Origin of the sequence: Psychromonas saccharinae (assembly GCF_051201515.1) — a bacterium.
GTDB lineage: Bacteria > Pseudomonadota > Gammaproteobacteria > Enterobacterales > Psychromonadaceae > Psychromonas.
Map to the genome: position 1 here is coordinate 1,841,338 of NZ_CP195153.1, position 21,396 is coordinate 1,862,733.

The 21,396-nt window shown below is 37.0% G+C and carries 12 protein-coding genes; all 12 read left to right on the top strand.

All coding sequences use genetic code 11. From position 1 onward, the window contains the following. Window positions 1-485 precede the first annotated feature (485 nt). The 12 genes from ACR30L_RS08200 (at window position 486) to ACR30L_RS08255 (ending at window position 21,396) form a co-directional block, all read left to right on the top strand. Complete coding sequence (locus ACR30L_RS08200) at window positions 486-3,308, top strand: Hsp70 family protein (protein ID WP_435237526.1); 2,823 nt, start codon at window positions 486-488, stop codon at window positions 3,306-3,308. Window positions 3,309-3,796: 488 nt separating this feature from the next. Continuing rightward, the gene (locus ACR30L_RS08205; protein ID WP_435237527.1) at window positions 3,797-4,531 is read left to right on the top strand and encodes a DUF1499 domain-containing protein; all 735 of its coding nucleotides are present in this window, start codon (window positions 3,797-3,799) and stop codon (window positions 4,529-4,531) included. A 196-nt stretch (window positions 4,532-4,727) separates the two neighbouring features. After that, window positions 4,728-5,531: a MetQ/NlpA family ABC transporter substrate-binding protein gene (locus ACR30L_RS08210; protein ID WP_435237528.1), complete on the top strand. Its 804-nt coding sequence runs from the start codon at window positions 4,728-4,730 to the stop codon at window positions 5,529-5,531. Window positions 5,532-6,916: 1,385 nt separating this feature from the next. Further along, entirely contained in the window at window positions 6,917-8,191 is a 1,275-nt protein-coding gene (locus ACR30L_RS08215; RefSeq protein ID WP_435237529.1) for an NRAMP family divalent metal transporter, read from the top strand. A gap of 274 nt (window positions 8,192-8,465) precedes the next feature. After that, window positions 8,466-9,737, top strand: coding sequence for an NRAMP family divalent metal transporter (locus ACR30L_RS08220; RefSeq protein ID WP_435237530.1), 1,272 nt, complete (start codon window positions 8,466-8,468; stop codon window positions 9,735-9,737). A 137-nt stretch (window positions 9,738-9,874) separates the two neighbouring features. Then, window positions 9,875-10,219 (top strand): hypothetical protein, encoded by a 345-nt coding sequence (locus ACR30L_RS08225; RefSeq protein ID WP_435237531.1) that lies wholly within the window; start codon window positions 9,875-9,877, stop codon window positions 10,217-10,219. A 460-nt stretch (window positions 10,220-10,679) separates the two neighbouring features. Further along, window positions 10,680-12,275, top strand: coding sequence for a DNA phosphorothioation-dependent restriction protein DptF (dptF, locus tag ACR30L_RS08230; protein ID WP_435237532.1), 1,596 nt, complete (start codon window positions 10,680-10,682; stop codon window positions 12,273-12,275). Between the two features lie 3 nt (window positions 12,276-12,278). Next, window positions 12,279-13,577 (top strand): DNA phosphorothioation-dependent restriction protein DptG, encoded by a 1,299-nt coding sequence (dptG, locus tag ACR30L_RS08235; RefSeq protein ID WP_435237533.1) that lies wholly within the window; start codon window positions 12,279-12,281, stop codon window positions 13,575-13,577. After that, window positions 13,558-18,606 (top strand): DNA phosphorothioation-dependent restriction protein DptH, encoded by a 5,049-nt coding sequence (gene dptH, locus ACR30L_RS08240; protein ID WP_435237534.1) that lies wholly within the window; start codon window positions 13,558-13,560, stop codon window positions 18,604-18,606. The genes dptG and dptH overlap by 20 nt, the downstream gene beginning before the upstream one ends. Further along, window positions 18,596-19,465, top strand: coding sequence for a phosphorothioated DNA-binding restriction endonuclease (locus ACR30L_RS08245; protein WP_435237535.1), 870 nt, complete (start codon window positions 18,596-18,598; stop codon window positions 19,463-19,465). Before dptH ends, ACR30L_RS08245 begins: the two co-directional genes overlap by 11 nt. A gap of 33 nt (window positions 19,466-19,498) precedes the next feature. After that, window positions 19,499-20,242 carry a hypothetical protein gene (locus ACR30L_RS08250; protein WP_435237536.1) on the top strand — a complete coding sequence of 248 codons (744 nt, stop codon included), beginning with the start codon at window positions 19,499-19,501 and terminating at the stop codon, window positions 20,240-20,242. Continuing rightward, window positions 20,239-21,396 (top strand): DGQHR domain-containing protein, encoded by a 1,158-nt coding sequence (locus ACR30L_RS08255; protein ID WP_435237537.1) that lies wholly within the window; start codon window positions 20,239-20,241, stop codon window positions 21,394-21,396. The genes ACR30L_RS08250 and ACR30L_RS08255 overlap by 4 nt, the downstream gene beginning before the upstream one ends.

The window sequence follows — 21,396 nt, forward strand, 5'->3', positions numbered from 1 at the left end:
TTACTTGGGGCAGCGACTTTAGTCGCTCAGATTGGAAAATAACATCATGCTTTGCATGAAAGGTCGACTGAAGTCGACGTCCCAAAATAGGTGGTGAGTTTGGTGACGCCAAAACAACTAGCGAGACTGAAATTCCTGTCGTGATTTTCGTGTAGGGTGTGTCGTGCGCATCATGTTTTACATTTAGCTATATCCTAAAATAACAAATACGATAAATTACTTGGGGCAGCGACTTTAGTCGCTCAGATTGGAAAATAACATCATGTTTTGCATGAAAGGTCGACTGAAGTCGACGCCTCAAAATATGTGGTGAGTTTGGTGACGCCAAAACAACTAGCGGGACTGAAATTCCTGTGATGATTTGCGTGTAGGGTGTGCCGTGCGCACCATGTTTTACATTTAGCTATATCCTAAAATAACAAATACGATAAATTACTTGGGTACATTAATCACCTTACTTGCCTTCAATCAAAATAAGTAAAAATATGACTTCAAAAACACCTAAATACTTAATTGGTATCGACCTCGGTACAACCAATACCGTTGTCGCTTTTGCTGAGATGAACAAGCCACTAACACCTGATAATTGTGCAATTTTCGATATCGAGCAATTAGTCGCCCCTGGTGAAGTTGCTAAACGCCCACAATTACCTTCGTTCCGTTATCATCCAACCAATGGTGAGGTTAATCCTGACGATCTGTTATTGCCGTGGGATCGCGATCCAAGTTATTCATCTCCTCGTTTGGAAGGAGAATTGGCACAGGTGGTTATTGGTGAATGGGCACGTGAATTAGGGGCGAAGGTTGACGGCCGTCAAGTGGTCAGCGCTAAAAGCTGGCTTTCTCATCAACAAGTTGATCGAAGCGCTGATATTTTACCTTGGTCTGGCGCGGAAGGCGTAGAAAAAGTATCGCCGGTATTAGCTTCTGCCAGTTATTTATTCCATGTACGAAATGCCTGGAATATTGAACATCCCGATGCATTGATGGAAGATCAAGATGTCGTCATTACTATTCCTGCTTCTTTTGACGAAGGTGCACGTGCCTTAACAGCTGAAGCAGCTGAGCGTGCAGGATTTAAAAAGATACGTTTACTCGAAGAACCGCAGGCGGTTTGTTATGACTGGTATGCGCGTCAAGGGGATGATGTTCAGTCCCAATTAAGTAAAATTAAATTGCTGATGGTATGCGATATTGGCGGTGGGACAACGGATCTTAGTTTAATTAAAGTCACACAGGCAAAGGATAAACGACTTGAATTAACCCGTGTTGGTGTCGGTAATCACCTGATGCTAGGGGGAGATAATGTTGATCTCGCATTAGCGCATATTGCAGAAAAAAACATTAATGGTGACCGTTCATCTAAGAAGTTAAGTGCTGCGAGCTTATCGCAACTAATTCAACAAACGCGTATTGCTAAAGAATTACTGCTTAGTGAAAATGCGCCAGACAGTGCCAAAGTCACCGTGTTAGGAAGTGGCGCTAGATTGATTGGTGGTGCTAAAAGTTGTGAATTGTCGCAACAGGAAGTTAGAGATATCGCCTTAGATGGCTTCTTTCCAATTATCGATTTTAATGAACGTCCATTAGCGCGTCGCAGTGGCGTGGTTGAATTTGGACTTCCCTATGCGTCGGATCCTGCTGTTAGTAAGTACCTCGCAGAATTTATTGCGGATCATCACAGTGCATGTGTCTCAGCCTTAGAAAACGATCCCACGATACTTAATCCTGTCCCAGATGCCGTGTTATTTAATGGTGGAGTGTTTAACAGTACGATATTAAGTGAACGCTCTCTGTCTGTTTTAGGGAAATGGCGTGGGCAATCTGTAACGCGCCTTGAAAATAATACCCCTAATTTAGCCGTTGCACAGGGCGCAGTTGCCTACGCAAAAGCGCTGCGTGGTGCACAACTTAAAATCGGTGGTGGTTCTGCACGTACATTTTTCCTGTTACTGGACCAACAGGGCGACGATAAACAAGCAATCTGTATTATGCCGAAGGGAACCGAAGAAGCGCATGAACTTATCCTAGTGCAACAAAAGTTCTCCTTAAGATTAGGAGAACCAGTTCAATTTCATTTGTACTCTAGTAATGCCGATCACGATTATCAAGCCGGCGAAATCATTACGATTGATGAGCAAATGTTAAATGAACAACATTTTATTTCACTACCGCCATTGGTTGCCGTGCTAGACAAAACTGAAAGTGATTCCGTTGCGGTGTCATTAGCAACAACCTTAACCGAAGTGGGCACATTAAATATCGAATGTGTGGGTGATAACAATCAGCGTTGGTTAGTTGAATTTCAAATACGTAAACAACTTTCATCACAACGAAACAATCATGAAATAGCCGAGCTTCCTGCTAATTTTGAACAAGCCATTGAAAAAATTGACGACGTATTTGGCGACAGTAAAAAACAAGTTAATCCAAAGGCAGTTAAAACATTACGTATTGATCTTGAAAAACTACTTGGTAAACGCGATACCTGGGAAGTGCCAGTGTTACGTGCGATGTTTGATAAATTACTCAGTGATGAAAATCATCGTCGTCGTTCCGATGTACACGAACGTTTATGGTTTAATTTAGCGGGATTTGGATTACGTCCGGGGTTTGGTTATCCGATCGATGAATGGCGAATTGAACAGGTTTGGGCATTGTATCAGCAGGGCATTCAATTTAACCAAAAAACCCAAGTATGGATTGATTGGTGGACATTCTGGCGTCGAGCTGCAGGTGGATTGAATGAAGCACAGCAACTACAGCTATTTGACGATATTAGCCCGTATTTAAATCCTGCTGCATTAACGAGTCGGAAATTACAAGCAGAAGCTAAACAAAAAGCCTATGAGGATATGGTGAAATTAGCCGCCTCACTCGAATATTTGCCGAGTGAACAAAAAATACAAATTTGTGAATGGTTTTTAAAACGACTTGAAAAAGCATCGGAAACTATCACCAGTTGGTGGGCGGTCGGTCGTATCGCATCACGTATTCCATTTAATGGTAGTTTGCATAATGTGATTGATAAGGAATTGGTTCAACATTGGTTGCCGACGATATTAAAGCACGATTGGAAGAAAAACAGACAAGCCGCTTTTGCAGCCGTATTAATGACGCGTATGTGTGGTGATCGTAGCCGCGATATAGATGATCAATGGCGTACCAAGGTTGTGAAAAAATTAGTGCAAATTAAAGCGCCAGAGAGTTGGATTGAAATGATTGAAACGGTTAAAGAGCTAGATGAAGCCGAAACTAAAAAAGTATACGGTGAAGGGCTACCGGCGGGCTTAAAACTGATTCGTTAATAGTATATCCATTTATATTTTGGTGCGCGCAGCACACCCTACATCTATTTCTTCACATTATCACTTTGAGTGGTTTTTGTGGAGAGGTCACGCGTACCAATAATAAAAAGGAATAGGTCATATTATAAAGTCTATACTTAGCGTAAAGTGAAAGATCGCCAAATCGTAGCGAGCTGAACATTCACCAACGCTATAAAAATGGAGAGTTGGTTGGTTTTTAATGTGTTATTAACCTTGCGTTAACTTTAATTTGCTATTGTTAACAAGTATCAATACGATTTACCAAATTATACCAATTGTATTAAATATGTGATCTAAATTTTGCGCTGGAAAAATGGTTTAGTTTGAGGCGAAAGTTGATGTAAATGGTTGTTTCCTTAACGAAACTTTCAACAAAGAAATAAACTATTTTAACCAGCAAAATAGATCAGCTAATTATTACGATTGGTATTAGTATATTCAAGGCTAAATAAAGGATGAATGACCCTATGAGTAACTCTACACTGAATGACACGATATTATCGATTGCATTATTAGCGATATCTGCAGCTGCTATTATGGTTTTTGGTTCATCCTTAGGATTTTGGGAACCGATTGTGGGATTTGCAGCAAGTCGCCAATATAACGACTACATTGGCTGGGGCGTTGTTGCTATTTCAATATTCGGAATTCTTTATAACATTATAAAAAACAATGAAGAAAGCCATGTTATTAAACCACTGTTTGCATTAGTGCTCGGTTTAGTTATTCTCAGCACGACCATTATGAATTTTTTCGTTACACCGGTTCGTTATCCTCCCATCCACGATATCACGACCAATGTCTCTAATCCGCCAGAATTTATTTTCCTCAATGAATCGCGTCCAGGGGCAAAAAATTCATTAGTTTATGGCGGGCAAGAAGTTGCAGATCAGCAACTGACTGCTTTTCCTTCAATCAAACCGATTATAACAACTCTTTCACCCGATAAAGCCTATGAAAAAGCGTTGAATATCGCATCATCAATGGGATGGGAAATGGTGAGCACCGATCCAACCCTTTACCATTTTGAAAGCACAGCTCGTACCCGTTTCTTTAATTTTGCCGACGATGTCGTGGTGCAAGTAGTTAAAATCGATAATGGCAGTCGCGTTGATATTCGCAGTGTATCGCGTATTGGGCGAGGCGATCGCGGAATGAATGCACAACGAATTATTGCGTTTACAGAACAGTTTGAAAAATAACGCTGTTTAGCCCAAGTGTCTAATCGCTTGGGCAATACCTTCTTGTTTATCACTTTTCCTACACTATTTCATTTATTTTATTATTGATATTGGTATTAAAAACAAAAAATACTTTGCATATTGAATCAGTACAGATATGATGTCTCGGACGTTTAGATGTCCAAACGTCTGTTTTGACTTGAATATGGAGAAAGTAATGAAACAAATTAAAAAAGTAAGCCAATGGATACTTGGTACTTTACTGGTTGTTGGCTTAACTGCTTGTGGCCAAGAAGAAAGTAAAGTGTTAAAAGTCGGAGCAACTGTTGGACCACACGCACAGGTTGTTGAAGAAGTTGCAAGAGTTGCTGCAGAGCAGGGCATAAAAGTAGAGCTTGTTGAATTTTCCGATTATATCACGCCTGATTCAGCATTAGCCGATGGCAGCATTGATATCAACAGCTACCAACATCAACCATTTTTAACGAACTACAACAATAATAACGATACAAACCTTGTTTCTATCGGTAAATCAATTTTAATGCGCATGGGAATTTACTCAAATAAATATGGCGCACTTAGTGATCTACCTGAGGGAGCTGAAATTGCTATTCCAAATGACCCAACTAATGGTGGTAGAGGATTACTATTGTTAGCGGATGCAAAACTAATCACACTAAAAGAAGGTGTGGGTTATAAAGCGACCATTGGCGATATTGTAGAAAATCCAAAAAACCTAAAATTTATCGAAATTGAAGCTGCACAATTACCAAGAAGCCTTGATGATGTTGATGCTGCTGCGATTACAATGAACTATGTGATGTCTGCGGGCTTAGATCCTAATAAACAAGGGATTTACCTTGAGCCAAAAGATGCACCGCTTGCCGTTATGGTTATCGCGACACGTGAAAAAGATAAAGATAATGCGGATTATAAAAAATTCGTAGAAATCTACCAATCTGAGCCTATCCAAATGTTTTTACAAAAAACATTTCACGGTACCATCGAAGCCGCATTTTAATTGTCCTACAAACTTTGGTGTACACCTCGTACACCAAAGCTTGTCATTAATACTTTAAACTATACATTGCCACTCCCAAATTATATTAGTTAACTTATCATGCAAGCAGGCTGCTTTTCTAAAATGAGCGACTGAAGTCGCTGCCCCAAATGACGATATTGATTTGTTTTGTTACTAACGCATCGTTTTACAAGTCATATACTTGGGGCGTCGACTTTAGTCGATATATCATGCAAGGCATGACGTGTTTCTTTGAAATCATCATGTAGGGTGTGCTGCGCGCACCAAGTTCGACTAATCCCGAAAGCTGTTCAATGCTCAAATAAAATTTAGTCAACTTACCTTGCAAGCTGTTTCCTCATAATGAGCGACTGAAGTCGCTGCCCCAAATATTATAATAATTTGTTTTGTTGCTAACGCATCGTTTTGTAAACCATATTCTTGGGGCGTCGACTTTAGTCGACATATCATGCAATGCATGACGTGTTTCTTTGAAATCATCATGTAGGGTGTGCTGCGCGCACCAAGTTCGACTAATCCCGAAAGCTGTTCAATGCTCAAATAAAATTTAGTCAACTTACCTTGCAAGCTGTTTCCTCAAAATGAGCGACTGAAGTCGCTGCCCCAGTTGTTTTGTTACTAGCGCACCGTTTTGTAAACCATATCCTTGGGGCGTCGACTTTAGTCGACATATCATGCAATGCATGACGTGTTTCTTTGAAATCATCATGTAGGGTGTGCTGCGCGGCCCAAGTTTGCCAATCCCTAAAGCTTTCTATCGCTCAAATTATATAGTCAACTTACTATACAAGCAGGCTGCTTTCCCAAAACGAGCGACTGAAGTCGCTGCCCCAGTTGTTTTGTTACTAGCGCACCGTTTTGTAAACCGTGTCCTTGGGGCGTCGACTTTAGTCGATATATTATGCGAAGCATGAGGTGTTTTTAATTAGTAGCATGTAGGGTGTGCTGTGCGCACCAAGTTTGCCGGTCCGAAAAGCATTCAGCGCTTAAAGCAATATTTAGCGCATCGATTTCAGTGCTGTGGTTTTGGTTGCGTGTATACATTGCTATTTTCGACATATTGACAGCGAAAATAATAAGAAAAAACCACTGTAAATATATCTTGCTTACGACATCAAAAAATAAATTTATCGGTAAGTGGTTAAATAATAAAATAAATTTAAAAAATATAAAAATAAGTTGAACTTTTCCAAGCAAACCTTATGCATATTTATTATACTAATTCTCCGATTTTAAAAGTGCCTTTCTCTCATTTCTACAAAAAACATAAAGAAAAGCACTAAAATTCTTCAATGTAGTAGCACGAACTTTTACGAAAGCTAAGTAAACTACTCAATAATATCTAACAAAAAAGGACAAATTGCATGGAAAATGTCGCAACGGCGGGACCCGTTCCACGAACCGCCAAGGTGAAGGATCTAATAAATAGCTTTGGCCCCGGAATTATGATGGCAACGGCTTCGGTCGGTGGCTCACATCTTGTCGCATCAACAAAAGCAGGTGCAATTTATGGCTGGCAACTGGCGGCAATTATTCTGCTGGTAAATTTATTTAAATATCCATTTTTCCGCGCGGCAGTGCAATACACGATGGGCACAGGTAAAAGCCTGATCGAAGGTTACAGCGATATGGGACGCGGATACCTCTGGGTGTATGCGATTCTGATGACGATCGCAACAATTGTAAGTATTGCGGCACTATTAATGTTCAGCGCAAGTTTACTCAGTTACTTTTCCCCCTTTGAACTGTCGATGACAGCCAATGCTGGTATCATATTGGTTATTTGTTTAGCTATTTTATTTGCAGGGCAGTATAAAGCGCTCGATACCATCTCAAAAGTAATTATGTTGATCTTAGTGGTTGCGACAGTGACTGCTGCGATTGTAGCCTTTGGCAACGGAGCCGTTGCACCCGCTGAATTCGAACCACCAACGATTTGGGATATGTCTGCCATTGGTTTTATCGTAATAATGATGGGGTGGATGCCCGGTCCGATAGAAGTGTCGACCTTAACGTCAATGTGGCTTAAAAATCAACGTAAAGAACAAACTGTGACCGATAAAAGTGCAATGTTTGATTTTAATGTTGGTTATATTGGTACTGCATTACTTGCTGTTGTTTTTCTTGCATTGGGCGCATTGGTGTTAAATGGTAATGGTGAAACACTTAGTAATTCAGGGATTGGTTTCTCACATCAACTGGTTAGCATGTATGCAATCACCATTGGTGAATGGTCGCGTTACCTGATTGCCGTTGTTGCTTTTTTATGTATTTTTGGAAGTACCATTACGGTTATCGATGGTTACTGTCGTTCATTATCAGAAGCACATCTATTAATTGTCAGAAAAGAACTAGGTCAAACAAAATATCATAATGGTTGTATGGCCGTTTGTAGTGCAATTGCGATGGTTATTTTATTGTTCTTTACTGCGCAGCTTATGACCATGTTGAACTTCGCAATGATCCTTGCATTTATCACTACACCAGCCTTTGCATACTTAAATTATCGCCTCATTATTAAAGCGAATTTAACTGGTGCATTAGCACTAGGCCCTCGTATGAAAGCGCTCAGTTGGCTTGGTCTTATTTACCTATTCGGATTTCTTGCCGTCTTTATCTGGTGGAAATGGTTAATTTAGTTAACTGAAACAATGAAATTGCGCATCATAATTACTATGAGTCGATATGCGCAATTTCAATTCAATTAACCCGCTTTATTCGTTCTAACTGCTAACCTTTATAACGAAACAAAATAATTGTTTAATTGTTTGAACTAGTTAAACAATTAAATACCGCAATATGTTACTCTTTTGTTACATTTCAAACCGATAATCAATCGCATAATAATGATAATAAACCCGTGATTAATACATATAAAACACGACTATTAACGACTAGCAACAAGGACATTACATGGAAAACGTAGCGACGAGTCCCATTAAAAACAGTAATCGCATAAAAGATCTTATCAATAGCTTTGGCCCTGGCATCATGATGGCAACAGCCGCTGTCGGTGGTTCACATCTCGTTTCATCAACAAAAGCCGGCGCTATATATGGTTGGCAACTTGCCGTTGTCATTCTGTTAGTTAACTTATTTAAATATCCATTTTTTCGTGCTGGTATTCAATACACCATGGGAACGGGCAAAAGCCTAGTCGAAGGGTATAGCCTAATGGGCCGTGGTTATCTCTGGGTTTATACTGGATTGACCATCGTCGCCTCGATTGTTAGTACCGCAGCTTTACTGATGTTTAGTGCGAGCTTATTGAGTTATTTTTCACCCTTTGAAGTCTCAATTACCGTCAATGCCGGCATTATATTAGCGATTTGTTTAGCGATTCTGTTTGCAGGACAATATCGTGCGCTAGATACTATCTCTAAAGTTATTATGATCACGCTAGTTATTGCAACGGTTTGTGCTGTTATTGTTGCATTTGGTAATGGCGCCGTTGCACCTGCTGATTATCAATCTCCTACCATTTGGGATATCGCATCGATTGGTTTTATCGTCATCATGATGGGGTGGATGCCTGGGCCAATTGAAGTGTCATCGATTACTTCAATGTGGTTAAAAAACCAAAGAACACAAAAAAATGTAACCGAACAAGAAGCATTATTTGACTTCAACGTTGGTTATATCGGCACTGCGTTACTGGCTGTTGTATTTCTAGCATTAGGTGCGTTAGTGCTTAATGGTAGCGGCCAAGAACTGGCGAAATCGGGTATCGGTTTCTCACATCAACTGGTTAGCTTATATGCTTCAACCATTGGTGAATGGTCACGTTACCTGATTGCAGTGATTGCCTTCTTTTGTATTTTCGGTAGTACTATTACAGTGATAGATGGCTATGCACGCGTACTTTCAGAAGCACAATTATTACTGCAAAAGAAATCGCTTGATCAACCCAAATACCATAACAACTGGATGGGCGTGATTGGGGTAGCGGGCATGGTGGTGTTATTGTTCTTCACGGCACAACTCATCACCATGTTAAACTTTGCGATGATCCTTGCTTTCATCACGACACCTATCTTTGCCGTGCTGAATTATCGATTAATTGTAAGTGCAAACCTCAAGGGAAGACTTGCGCTGACACCAAGAATGAAAGCACTGAGTTGGATTGGACTTGTCTACCTATTCGGATTTTTAGCTGTGTTTATTTGGTGGAAATGGATCATGTAATCACGATTCAATCACGATTCAATCATGATTTTCAACGCTTGAAATTGCACATTTAAGCTAAATAGTTTAATTTTAATAGTGCAATTTCAAACGCATTGGCATGATGCAATACCGATAACAATACAGAAAAGGACAATATGAAATATAACTTTGAACTTATACGCTGTATCAATTCTGGAAAATATCGTCCTCGATTCTATTGTGAGCATTGTAATAAAACCAACCTCTACTTAAGCGCCTGCTTTCATTCTGCGCATCTACATAACGATTACCGTTATAATCTGCAAGAAGCCTGTAAAGAGTTTGTCGCTAATATTAACAATCATAAATACAATATGTTTGATAATAAAAAGTCAGGCAAATTACTTAAAGCTTCGCTGTGTCATTGTTCAATTAACGTTGTTTGCATAAAAGCACATAAAGCCAAGGTAAAAGCCAAAGCCCTCGTTAACGCTGGCATGCACAAATTACATATCAAATAACGTTATAACCCCATGTTATTTTGAGCCAAATGACCTGACTAAAAAGACCGAGACTTCAATCTCGTTGGCTGTGCTCAGTCACGTACAACCCAAGTGATATAAATAACGACATCAAATCATAAAATGACAACCTAAATTCCCGCTCAAACGTCAGCCAAATTACCGAATCAAAGGAACTAGGACTTCAGTATCGTGAGTAATATTTCATTACGCTAAAGTCACTTTTTATAGTCGGTTTATTTCAAACTTAAAAAAATATCGAAAACAGCAAATAACATTTAACCAATATTTAACAACTTAGTTTGTTTTTTAATCGGGTTATTGTTTGTTATAAAATTTTGATATCAAAGTCGCTAAAACTCAGTTTTATAACCTTTATTTTTATAAATATGTTGCTAATATGAATTTTAACTAATATTAATTCATTTTATTTACACATTTAAGTTAGGGATTTCTTATTTTGATAGATCTTCGAACCGCGCTTAGAGTGATGTCTAATTCTTCATCATATGCAGTATCAACAGAAAGACTAGATCCTGCAGATTCATTACAGGATGAAATTAAATCTTATCTTTATATCCAAATGCCAATTGAAACAGCAGTAAATAAAATCATTAGTTCGTTTGAAAATAGTAATAAAAAAGTTCTTTTTCTGTGTGGTAGTAGTGGTGATGGTAAGTCAGAACTATTAACTAAAGCTAAAGAGCATTTTGGCTTTCAAATTAAATTTCATTTAGATGCTACGCATAGTTTCGATCCCCATGGCACCGCTATCCAAACACTCGATAAAGTATTTAACGAGTTTGAAACAACAAATACGCCTTTAGTCGTAGGTATCAATGCTGGGATGCTTGGTAATTATGCAGAAGAAGGTCAAAATCATTTTATTCGTAATAAAATTAGAGCATATATTGAAAATAAGGATGTGCAGGACGACACTGCTATATTTATAAATTTTGAAGATTATCCCAAATTCATAATAGATGACGATGGTTATAATTGTGATTTTGCAAAAAAATTATTGGAGCGAATTACACGGAAAGAAAATAACATCTTTCGTCGAATTCTTGATCATGAAAAGATTAAAAAAAATGATCAAACAACCTTACGTTTAATCACTAACTTTGAATTGCTAAGCTTACCCTCTGTCCAAAAAGTTATAATAGATTTGTTATTTCAAGCTCGTTTAATGAGAGAACAGTTTTTAACAGCTCGCTCGTTACTCGATTTTATTCATGAACTTTTATCAGGTGATGGATATTTATTCGACAATTTATTTGCGGGGGGAGGGAATGAACTTGCGAATAAAATTGAAAATTTTGACCCATCCCATCTCCGCACTAAGGAATTAGATCGTTTTATTCTTGCCTACGACTTAGGTTTGCCTGACATCGATTTTGAAGCTTTCAAAAGTGGTTTAAATAAACTAGGTACTATATATTTCGAAAATGCTGCACAGTATTTACGTTTATTTTTTCTACTTAGATATGATGATTTTGCGAATAATTATCATAAAAAGTTTTCAGTTGATTTTAACGATCCACTAATCGAAAATTACATATCAGTTCACCAATTACATAAGTCTCATAATGGTGAAAGTAATCAAAAAAATAATTTAAAATTATTTTATAGGGATACCCTGATTGCAGCTATTCGCCGCTATATAAATCGCAATGCACCAAAACTAGGTAAAAAATTCTTTTTACTGTCAGATTTTGGTGATTACCAAATCGCAGCACCTGCTGATTTAACAATGGATTATAAATCTATTTCAACTTCAACGACCTCCAGTAGCGCATTTTTTATTGCACATTTAAAACTTAAAGATAAAAAATTTAAACTGCCAATAAATATTAATCTTTTATCTCTACTCATCAATATAAACAATGGATATCGCCCTAATAAGCACGATAAAAATTCAGTGGTCCTTTTAGAAGAATTAACTTCGGAGATAATTCATCAAGCTAAGGCCGCTACAGAAATAGTAATTACAGGTATTGATGGTAAATATAATCTAGAGCTTGAGGAAGACGACATTATGGTTAGTAAGGATTAATAAATGCCATTATCAGAAGAGTTAACACCTAAAAATAATAGTGCTGCTAGCTATTTTCCTGTTTCAGCTAATAGTGCTAATAATAAGTATGATTGGGAAGTTGTAGTTGGTTTTTTCATTAAATCATTACATGATCTAGAGCTTGAAAAGAGCCTTAAGTCACTTGATGATTTTAAAGCGTTATGTAAAAACCACTTTATAGATAAATTAGATGGTGAACCATTTTGGTCTGTTATTGAGAAGATGTATTTTGATAGCAGACAAGTATTAAACATAACCCCTGAAATGCAAGCCTTAAAAGTATTAAATATTGATAAAAGCAGTTCAGGTGATCAACGTTTAACGTTATTATTTAATAGCTTAATGGGCGATATTGAAGTCTCTAGTGCACCAAAAGCTCAGCTTAATTTTTTAGAACGAGAAGTGAAAAAGGTCTTTGATTCACCATTAGTTACAAATGAAAGCCAAAGAGTCCGTAAACAGCACATCGCTTATCTTCCATTTTTATCAGAACAATTCCAAAAGGACTTGAAGTTCTTAGTTAGTTATCCAGATCATTTTTTACAAAACGTTAAAGCTTTTTTGAAGTTATACGGATTTTTGTATACAGCACAACTGTCTCTAAATATAAAAAGTTGGGCATATAAACCGGAAGTAAAACCTTGCTATTTTATTTTAGATAGTGAAAAAGCGAGCAAAGAACGGACTAAATTGCAGCTTCACGGCCACAAACAAGTTATTGAGTCTAGTAATTCGTTATTTCCTTATTTAGCATTAAATGAAAGTTTACAAGACACCAAAAAATTAATCAGTCCCCTGTGGAAATTATTTGAAGAGTTAAGCGAGAAGGATCTAAGCGCATTAAATAATTACGCATCTATTTTTCACGAAGATAGAAAACTAACTACTGAACAGAAGTTAGCAGATACAACTATTGATGCAATTGGAAATTTAACACAATTATTTACAGAACAATTTAAAAAAGGATCAACTCGCGAAACGGCTTTTAATAATTTTGTAAAAGCCACTAGAGAAACCTTAATTCATCCATTTGAACAAAATCGACGACGAGCAGGATCGTTTTTAATTTTAAACCAAGATTACCTTTTATTACTCACTAATTTAAGTATTGGTAAAAGTGATAAATTAAGACTTCATGAATTATTAATTGAATTTCAAAAGCGTGGTGTGTTTTTTGATAAAAGTAGTGAAGAGTGCTTAATAGATTTTTTTGAAAGAATGGGAAACGTAGAACGAATGAGTGACAGTGGAGATGCCGTTTATGTCAAAAAAACTATATGAAGACTTTTTAGTTGAACACTTTTGTCAATGGGCTTCTAAAGGAATTGAAGGCGAAAGCCGTTTCCAGTTTCGTTCCCCAGATAGTGAAAATAGCTTAAAGCTTTATGAAGCGATGCTACGTATATCTGATATTAGTGTTGTCTTAAAAACGAATGATATTGATCAAAAATTTTCAGCTATTACTCTAGGATCTACTAGGTTAATACCCGTCGTACACAGTGAAAGTGAAAAAGGGCTTAGTGAAAATTTTATTTCACATTTACGGGATATAATCTCAGCACAAGATGGTATTTTAAAAGGTACTGCTTTACTGGTAATTCACAATTCATACTTAGACACATTGATTAACTCAGCACGTGATCTAGGTAAAGTTGGAGAAGTCTGGCACCCTTCGATAATAAAAAAATCACTAAGTAATCTTATTTCATCAATAAACGATACTGACAAAATATCGCAATGCTTGCTTGATCATCGCTTTAAATTAATCATTGAAGATGGCGCAACTATGTTTGGTTTTAGTGAGCTTTATGATGCGTTAAAAAATGGGGTTATTCGGTTTAGTGAGTTAGGATTATTTAATGATAACACCATTGTAAGTTGGGACGATACAGATCAAATAGATAAGCGTTTATCACAAAATCACCAGTTATACGGCAATATAAGTGAGATTGTCGATAAATATCCACAAGAGCTTGTAGAAAAATTGGGTGACCTAGATTTAGGTGAAAAATTTGTTAATACAAATTTTTCAGAAGGTCAAAATTGGGAAGAGCTTGATTATGGCGCACTTATAAAAGAGCGCCGAGATAATAAAGAAAACTTGTTGTCGTTTGAAAATGAATCAATTGCTGATATAGATTTCGTAGCAAGAGAAAATAAAAAAGAACGTCATTTAATTATTCAAATGCCAGTTGCAACAACTGACTTTAAAATTGAAGCAAGTTTTGTCGGCGGAAAAATTTTAAAAAATGAATTAAAACTACAGCACACTAAAGAGCCAATATTGCTTGATGTAAATAATCGCTCTCAAAAACGCAGTATTGTTGAAATATTAGGTGTCTTTAATAATCAGCCACTCTATTTTAGTGTTGATTTCAAACGTGAAAAACCACAAGAACGTTTTAAATACAGAATATTAATTATACCAGAAGGGGCTTTTTATCTTGATGATTTAGCTGATAGCTTTTTACTAGTACCACGTAAACAGCTTATAACATTACAAACAAATGCCGGAAGTTTAAAAATAGCAGAGCAAGGGGAGCTTACAACTGTAACGCAGTCGAATCAAACATTTCTAGTGCAAGATATACAAACTGTCGATTTTGAAAAATTTGCTAATGAAACTGATAGTTTAACTTTTGCTGTTCAAAGTGGTTCGCACATACTTAATTTTGAAGTAGATGGTGCAGTTTCATCAGATACATTAAGTTTACCATTGGTGTTAGATACCAATCTATTTAACCGTTTATATAATGATAATTTCAATGGGTTATATAACAGAGCCAAAGAAAAGGTTGTAATAGACGGTAAAGATCTAAACCTAACAAATATGCGAAAAAGTATATTAAATTGGGAAGCCAAATTACAAGATGAACGAATACTTGCAACACAAGTAGTAAGCAGACCTCAAGTTTTATTAGATGATATTAAAAGTACATTCCCAGATCTATTTGATGCTTACGAAGCATTATTTAATTATCTAGATGAGCGAAAGGCACTTATCAGCACTTGCTCTTGGGGAGCTGAGTTTCAGGACATCGCCAATAATATTGTTGAGTGCTATTTGGCACAAGTTGAAAAGTTAACAACCAAATCAATGTTATCACCACAAGCTAACATGCTGGTAAATATAGGTATTGCTGAATTTGAAGCTGAAGAATACATAACGCCGCTGCACCCGCTGACACTCGCTTATTTTGCACAGCTAGTAACTCGTGCTAGTGATGATAATGACTGCAGCTTTAACACGTTACCTAAAGCGACAATTAAACGTTTAAATGCAGAAGGTTTATTACCCTTTGTATGGCATGCAAAAGATGATTTTACATACAATCAAGCAGTTGCTGAGAATCGAATGTGGTCCAAACTAGTATCGAATAAAAAAGCGACTTTAGAATTTGTTCGCCCATTAGTACGGCAGAAAACAAGTGAGTTTACTAAGGCGTTTGATGTTCTTTTTGATAAAGGCTGCAAAGAAACCATTTTTATCAACTCAATAAATAACGGCAGTAATAAAGCGCTATTTTTAGGTTTAGTCGATTACTTAAAAAAGAAAGATCTCGATGAAGCAAATCGTATACATGTAAATCTTTATGACAAAGAATTAAAGCGTACTTATTTTGATGACTTTGCCGATGCACCAAGTTATGAAGAATTGAAAGATATTGCAGAGTTAGGAAGTGAGAAAGATAAAGCTGATGCGATTGCCGATATGCTTAAAAGTCGTATCACCTATAGTAAGTTTAAGCTAAGTATACAAGAACCTACATTTAATTATGCGCATATCAGCTTTGTACGCAACGATACAAGGGTTGAGGCTGTGCCTGTTGATGTTTCAACCGAAAAAACAGGTGTTGCATGTCATGGTTTATTGGCTGGTGAAACGGCTTATCAAGAGCAAAGTACTTATTTTACCACCTACGGCCTTAATAAATTAAATATTGAAGATACTAATACCTTAAAACTGAGCAGTCTATATAACAGTTTAGCTAAAGCCGCATGGTGCGGACAAAAATATGAAACTAACAACGGTTTAGGCTTAAAAGTAGCAGGGCATCTTTCAGAGTTACTTGAAGGTGTTTACGACAACTCAGTATGGACGGTGATTATTGACCCTAAAGTAACACTTGAGTTTTTCAAAGGTCAAAAAGATGCAGTGTTAATACATTATTCAGATAATTTCACAAACTCGGCTAATTACGATGCAATAACGGTTACCAAGCGTAGAGATTTGTACGACCAAGTGCTTTCTCAAGGCGTTAAAGGCTTAATAGATGAATTTAATGCGTTTAATGGTGAGTGGTTACTTAAAATGATTACTAGTAATGATAATGACCGTAAAGAGAAAAAAAGCATAATAGGCGCTTATAAATACGTAAATTGTTTATTACACCAAAGTGATATTACATGGGTGCCCATGAGTGTCGCTGAAATGTTGCGTGTGGCAGGTAATATCGGCTTAAGAATGAGTGATAGTGATTTCTCGCGTTGCTCACAAAATATTAAAAGTGGCGCGATTTCTGATGATGTACTGTTTGTTGGTTTTAAAGGCAATAATATGTACTTGTTGCCACTTGAAGTTAAGATTGGTAAAAAACGTACGCATGGTAAAGGTATACAACAAGCCAAAGAACTTAAACGCTACTTAGTTGAAAACTTATTCGGCCGTGACGACCTTGCAGGTCATTTATACCGGGGCTTATTTATTCGACAAGTTTTAATGCAGGTAGACAAGTTTGAATTATATAAAGTATATGAAAATGACTACTTCAATGAGTTACAAAGCAATCGAGAGTGGTGGTTGCAAGGTGATTACCAAATTGCAGATTTAGCTGATTACCCGCAAGGGTTTATGATGGCCTTTTTTGAAAATGCCGATTTTGCTAAAGAAGAATACACTCTTGAAGATGATATTCTGCAGATCATACTACCAAGCGCTAACTTAAATCGTTTTATCAGTACGCCGTTACAAACGCTTCTTGCAAACATTCAAAGTAGTGAGCTTTGTTATATACCTGAGCAATATATTCTGGAAGGCGAAGTTGCAAATAAAGACTACGTTACGCCAATAAAATCAGTTATAGAAATAGAGTCTGATAAATCAAAACTGGTAGATGGTTTATCACCTAAACTTCCTGAAGAAATAGAGCCGAATTTGGTTGCGAAGCCAACTTCAACAGACTCTTTAAAGGTGTTAGTTGGGCATATCATGCAAAACAACGAGCCTGTTTACTGGGAGCCAACAAACACAGCTAAATTCATGAATACCAACTCCGGTATTATCGGTACTATGGGGACAGGTAAAACCCAGTGTACAAAAGCGGTAGTGACACAGCTTTACCGCGACCAGCATAAAAATATCGACGGAAAATCAATCGGTATTCTGATCTTTGACTACAAATCAGATTATGTGGATGACAAGTTTATTTATGCCACTCAGGGTAAAAAATTCAACCTCCATAAATTACCTTATAACCCATTAAGTTTGTTTGGTGATACACCCATGTTACCCGTGCATACGGCACGTGGTTTTTCAGAAACCATGGGTAAAGCTTTTGGTTTAGGTCAAAAACAGACGTTGCGCTTACGAAAACTTATTAATGAAGCTTATGACTTGGCGGGCATTAAAAAGGGCGATGCAAGTACTTGGAATAAACCTGCACCAACCATTGCAGATATTTGGGCTTTGTTTGAAGAGAGCGAACCTACGGAAGACTCACTCTATGCTGCATTAGAAAGTTTAAATGAACTGGAAATATTTGAGGACGATGTTAGCAAATGCACCAGTTTATATGATTTAGTTGATGGTATAACAGTTGTTGAATTAGCTGGATATCCTTCAGAAGTACAAAACTTAGTAGTGGCGTTAACCTTAGATCTGTTTTATTCGCAAATGCAGAAGAAGGGCAAACCTGAAGTACGAGGTGATTTCCGCCAAGTGACTAAATTGGTGCTGGTGGATGAAGCGGATAACTTTATGTCGCAGAACTTCCCAAGTTTACGCAAAATTTTAAAAGAGGGGCGTGAATATGGGGTCGGCGTTATTTTATCAACGCAAGATATCACCCATTTTAAAACCAGTGAAAATGATTATTCGGCTTATGTATTAAGCTGGATCGTGCATCGTGTTTCACAGATTAAAAACCAAGATATTAAATCGATTTTTAATATAGATGACAAGCACGAACAAGAAAACCTAATGAAATCGATCCGCGAATTAGAGAAGCATTACAGCTTATATGTGGATGGCGATAAGAATATAACCAAGATTAAAGATAAGGCGTTTTGGGAGTTGTTGAATGACGCCTAATGAACTTAAAGATGCAGTATTAGGTGTTAAGCGTTGGTCACGTAGTGATCAACGTGCTCCGAATAAACCTATTATGATGGCTTATGTGCTATCTCGGTATTTACAAGACCATGATCAGTTTTTTCTATATGAAGATAGTTTGCATCAAGAAGTGCAAGCTCTACTAAAACGTTTTGGCCCTAGTCGTTCTATTTATCACCCAGAGTATCCATTTTGGCGTTTGAAAAATGACGGTTTCTGGACTGTTAATAATGATGAAGAGTGCAAGTCACGTAAAAGTAATACTGACCCATCAAAAGCTGAGTTAATAAAGCATGGAGTTACTGCTGGTTTTAACGACCAAGCTTATGCGGTTTTAAAAGGTGATTCGCAATTAACGTTAGAGCTGATTGAACTGATTTTAAGTGAAAGCTTTCCTGATAGCATCGTTCTAGATGTTTCTGCTCAACTAGGTATTGAGTTAACTACTCGTAATATAAAAAAGCGTGATCCTAACTTTAGAAAAGAAGTGCTACGTGCTTATAACTTTCAGTGTGCAGTATGTGGCTACGACTTAAGAATGGATGATGTTTCAGTAGGATTAGAAGCCGCGCATATAAAGTGGAAGCAGTTTCATGGACCGTGTGATGTGAGTAATGGTTTAACGCTGTGTGCAGTACACCATAAAGCCTTTGACAAAGGTGCATTTTCAATCACAGCAGACTTCAAAGTTAAGTTATCAGATAGCCTCAATGGTGGTGAGCAAGCTCAGCGTTTGTTCTTTGATTTTGAAGATAAGTTAATACGTTTACCAAAGAAAGATAGCTGGATGCCAAATGTTGGACATTTGAATTGGCATCAGAAAGAAGTATTTAAATAATAAGCCCTTAGAGTTAATATTTTGGAGAAAGATGTGGCAGAAAACAAAGAAAACTACTGGTTATGTTTGCGAAAGGAATGTTTAAAGGTACCATTTAAAGCAGTTAAAAATCCAAAGTTTGTTTTTTCATTTCTAATCATTATGATCATTTCAAGTGGTGGTATATGGGCCCCATGGGCCTTTAGTCTTGATTTATCTTCAGCATGTAATTCCGAAGTAAATGTAGTAAACAATAATGTTCAGGTACAATCAGAAAATATAGAACTAGCTGGTTATTATTTTAATTGGGGGGCAACCGTGACCTCTACAGCTACTTCCACATACAACATTTCAACTTTAAAAGAGTCATTAGAGAATTCATGTGAATTCATTAGTTCATTACCAGTAGTATTGTTTCAAGGGTTTGCAATTTTTATGTTTAACCTTGGTATACTTGGCGGTATTGCTTTTGAGTTTTTTGTGAAATTAGGACCTGACAAATATGATGAATTAGAGACTGATCATTGTATAAACAAAAATAGAACAAATGAGTTTGCGGGATATTTCGCATGGTTAATTGCATTTGTTTTGTCATTCTACGGCTTAAAAGAACCGACAACTACGAGTTATCTTGCAATGATTGGAAGCTTTATTGCTATTAGTTTGTGGATTATTACTAACTATGACAAAGCTGACTTTAAAGATAGGCCTGTTTCTCCTGGTAACATTGAGGCTGCTGGTTCGAGAAGTTCGTCTAAAAGTAGTAAAGAAAAACTACCTGGGGAAGGTTTAAAATGAGTGATTATTATAAGTTTAAGGCAATTAAAATTTGCCAGCCTTTTTCTGACTATTATATTTGTAAAATACCATCAGATACATTGCGAGAGATAAGTTTTTCATTGAAGGCTGTGAATAGTGATGGTGTTGTACAAGGTGTACAGCGGACTTTAAATCCCAAAAGACTAAGGGATATCGGGCAGTTTATCGATAGTGATTCAGGATCTTTTCCCAATCCAATAATATTAGGTGCTAATTTTAAAGAAACAGGACGTTATGCAAGCGAAGATGAAAAAATAGAGTTTATTGATTTAAAAGATGGGTTATACGAGATTAAAGTTCCTAAAAGTTCAAAAGTATTATCAATTATTGATGGGCAACATAGATTGTATGGTTTTGAACATGCAGAAACTGAGATGGATCTATCTTGTTCCATATATGAAGATTTAGCTATGCCTTACCAAGCATTTCTTTTTTCAACGATTAACTACACACAAGGTAAAGTTGATAAAAGTTTAGCATATCAACTTTTTGGTTATGAAATTGAAAGTAGTGAGCCAATAGAGTGGCCTCCAGAAACGCTTGCGGTGTACTTTGTTCGAGAGTTAAACAAAAAAAAACCATTACTTAATCGTATAAAATACAGGACAGCAGATGAAAGCATGTTGTCTAAAAAAGATAGAGATGCCTTGCCGCCATGGAGGTTCTCAACGTCATCAATAGTCGAGGCAATACTATCTTTGATAAGTCATAATCCGAAACAGGATCGTTATCTGATGAATACTAAGCAACTCAATGATGAAATTGTTGGGCGCACGGTGTTAGAGGGAGATGACCGTTACCCATTGAGACAACTATATATAAATGCAAACGACCAGGCCATTTCTGATGTTTTAACGTTAGCCCTAGAGGCTACTGATAGGATATTTTGGGGGGAGGTCGATAATAATAACTTTATTAAAAAAACTGTAGGGATTGCGTGCGTTTTTAAGTTTTTAAAATCAGTTTTAATAAAAGACGGTGCAACATTGGACACGATGGAGAATAAATTCCCAAAATATTTAAGTGAAATAAAAAAAGTAGAGGATTTCAGTGATTCTGAAGAATTTCCATCATCTACAAAGGGATTAAGCAATGCTTATAAAAGGATGATGGAAATATCTCAATTAACGTGA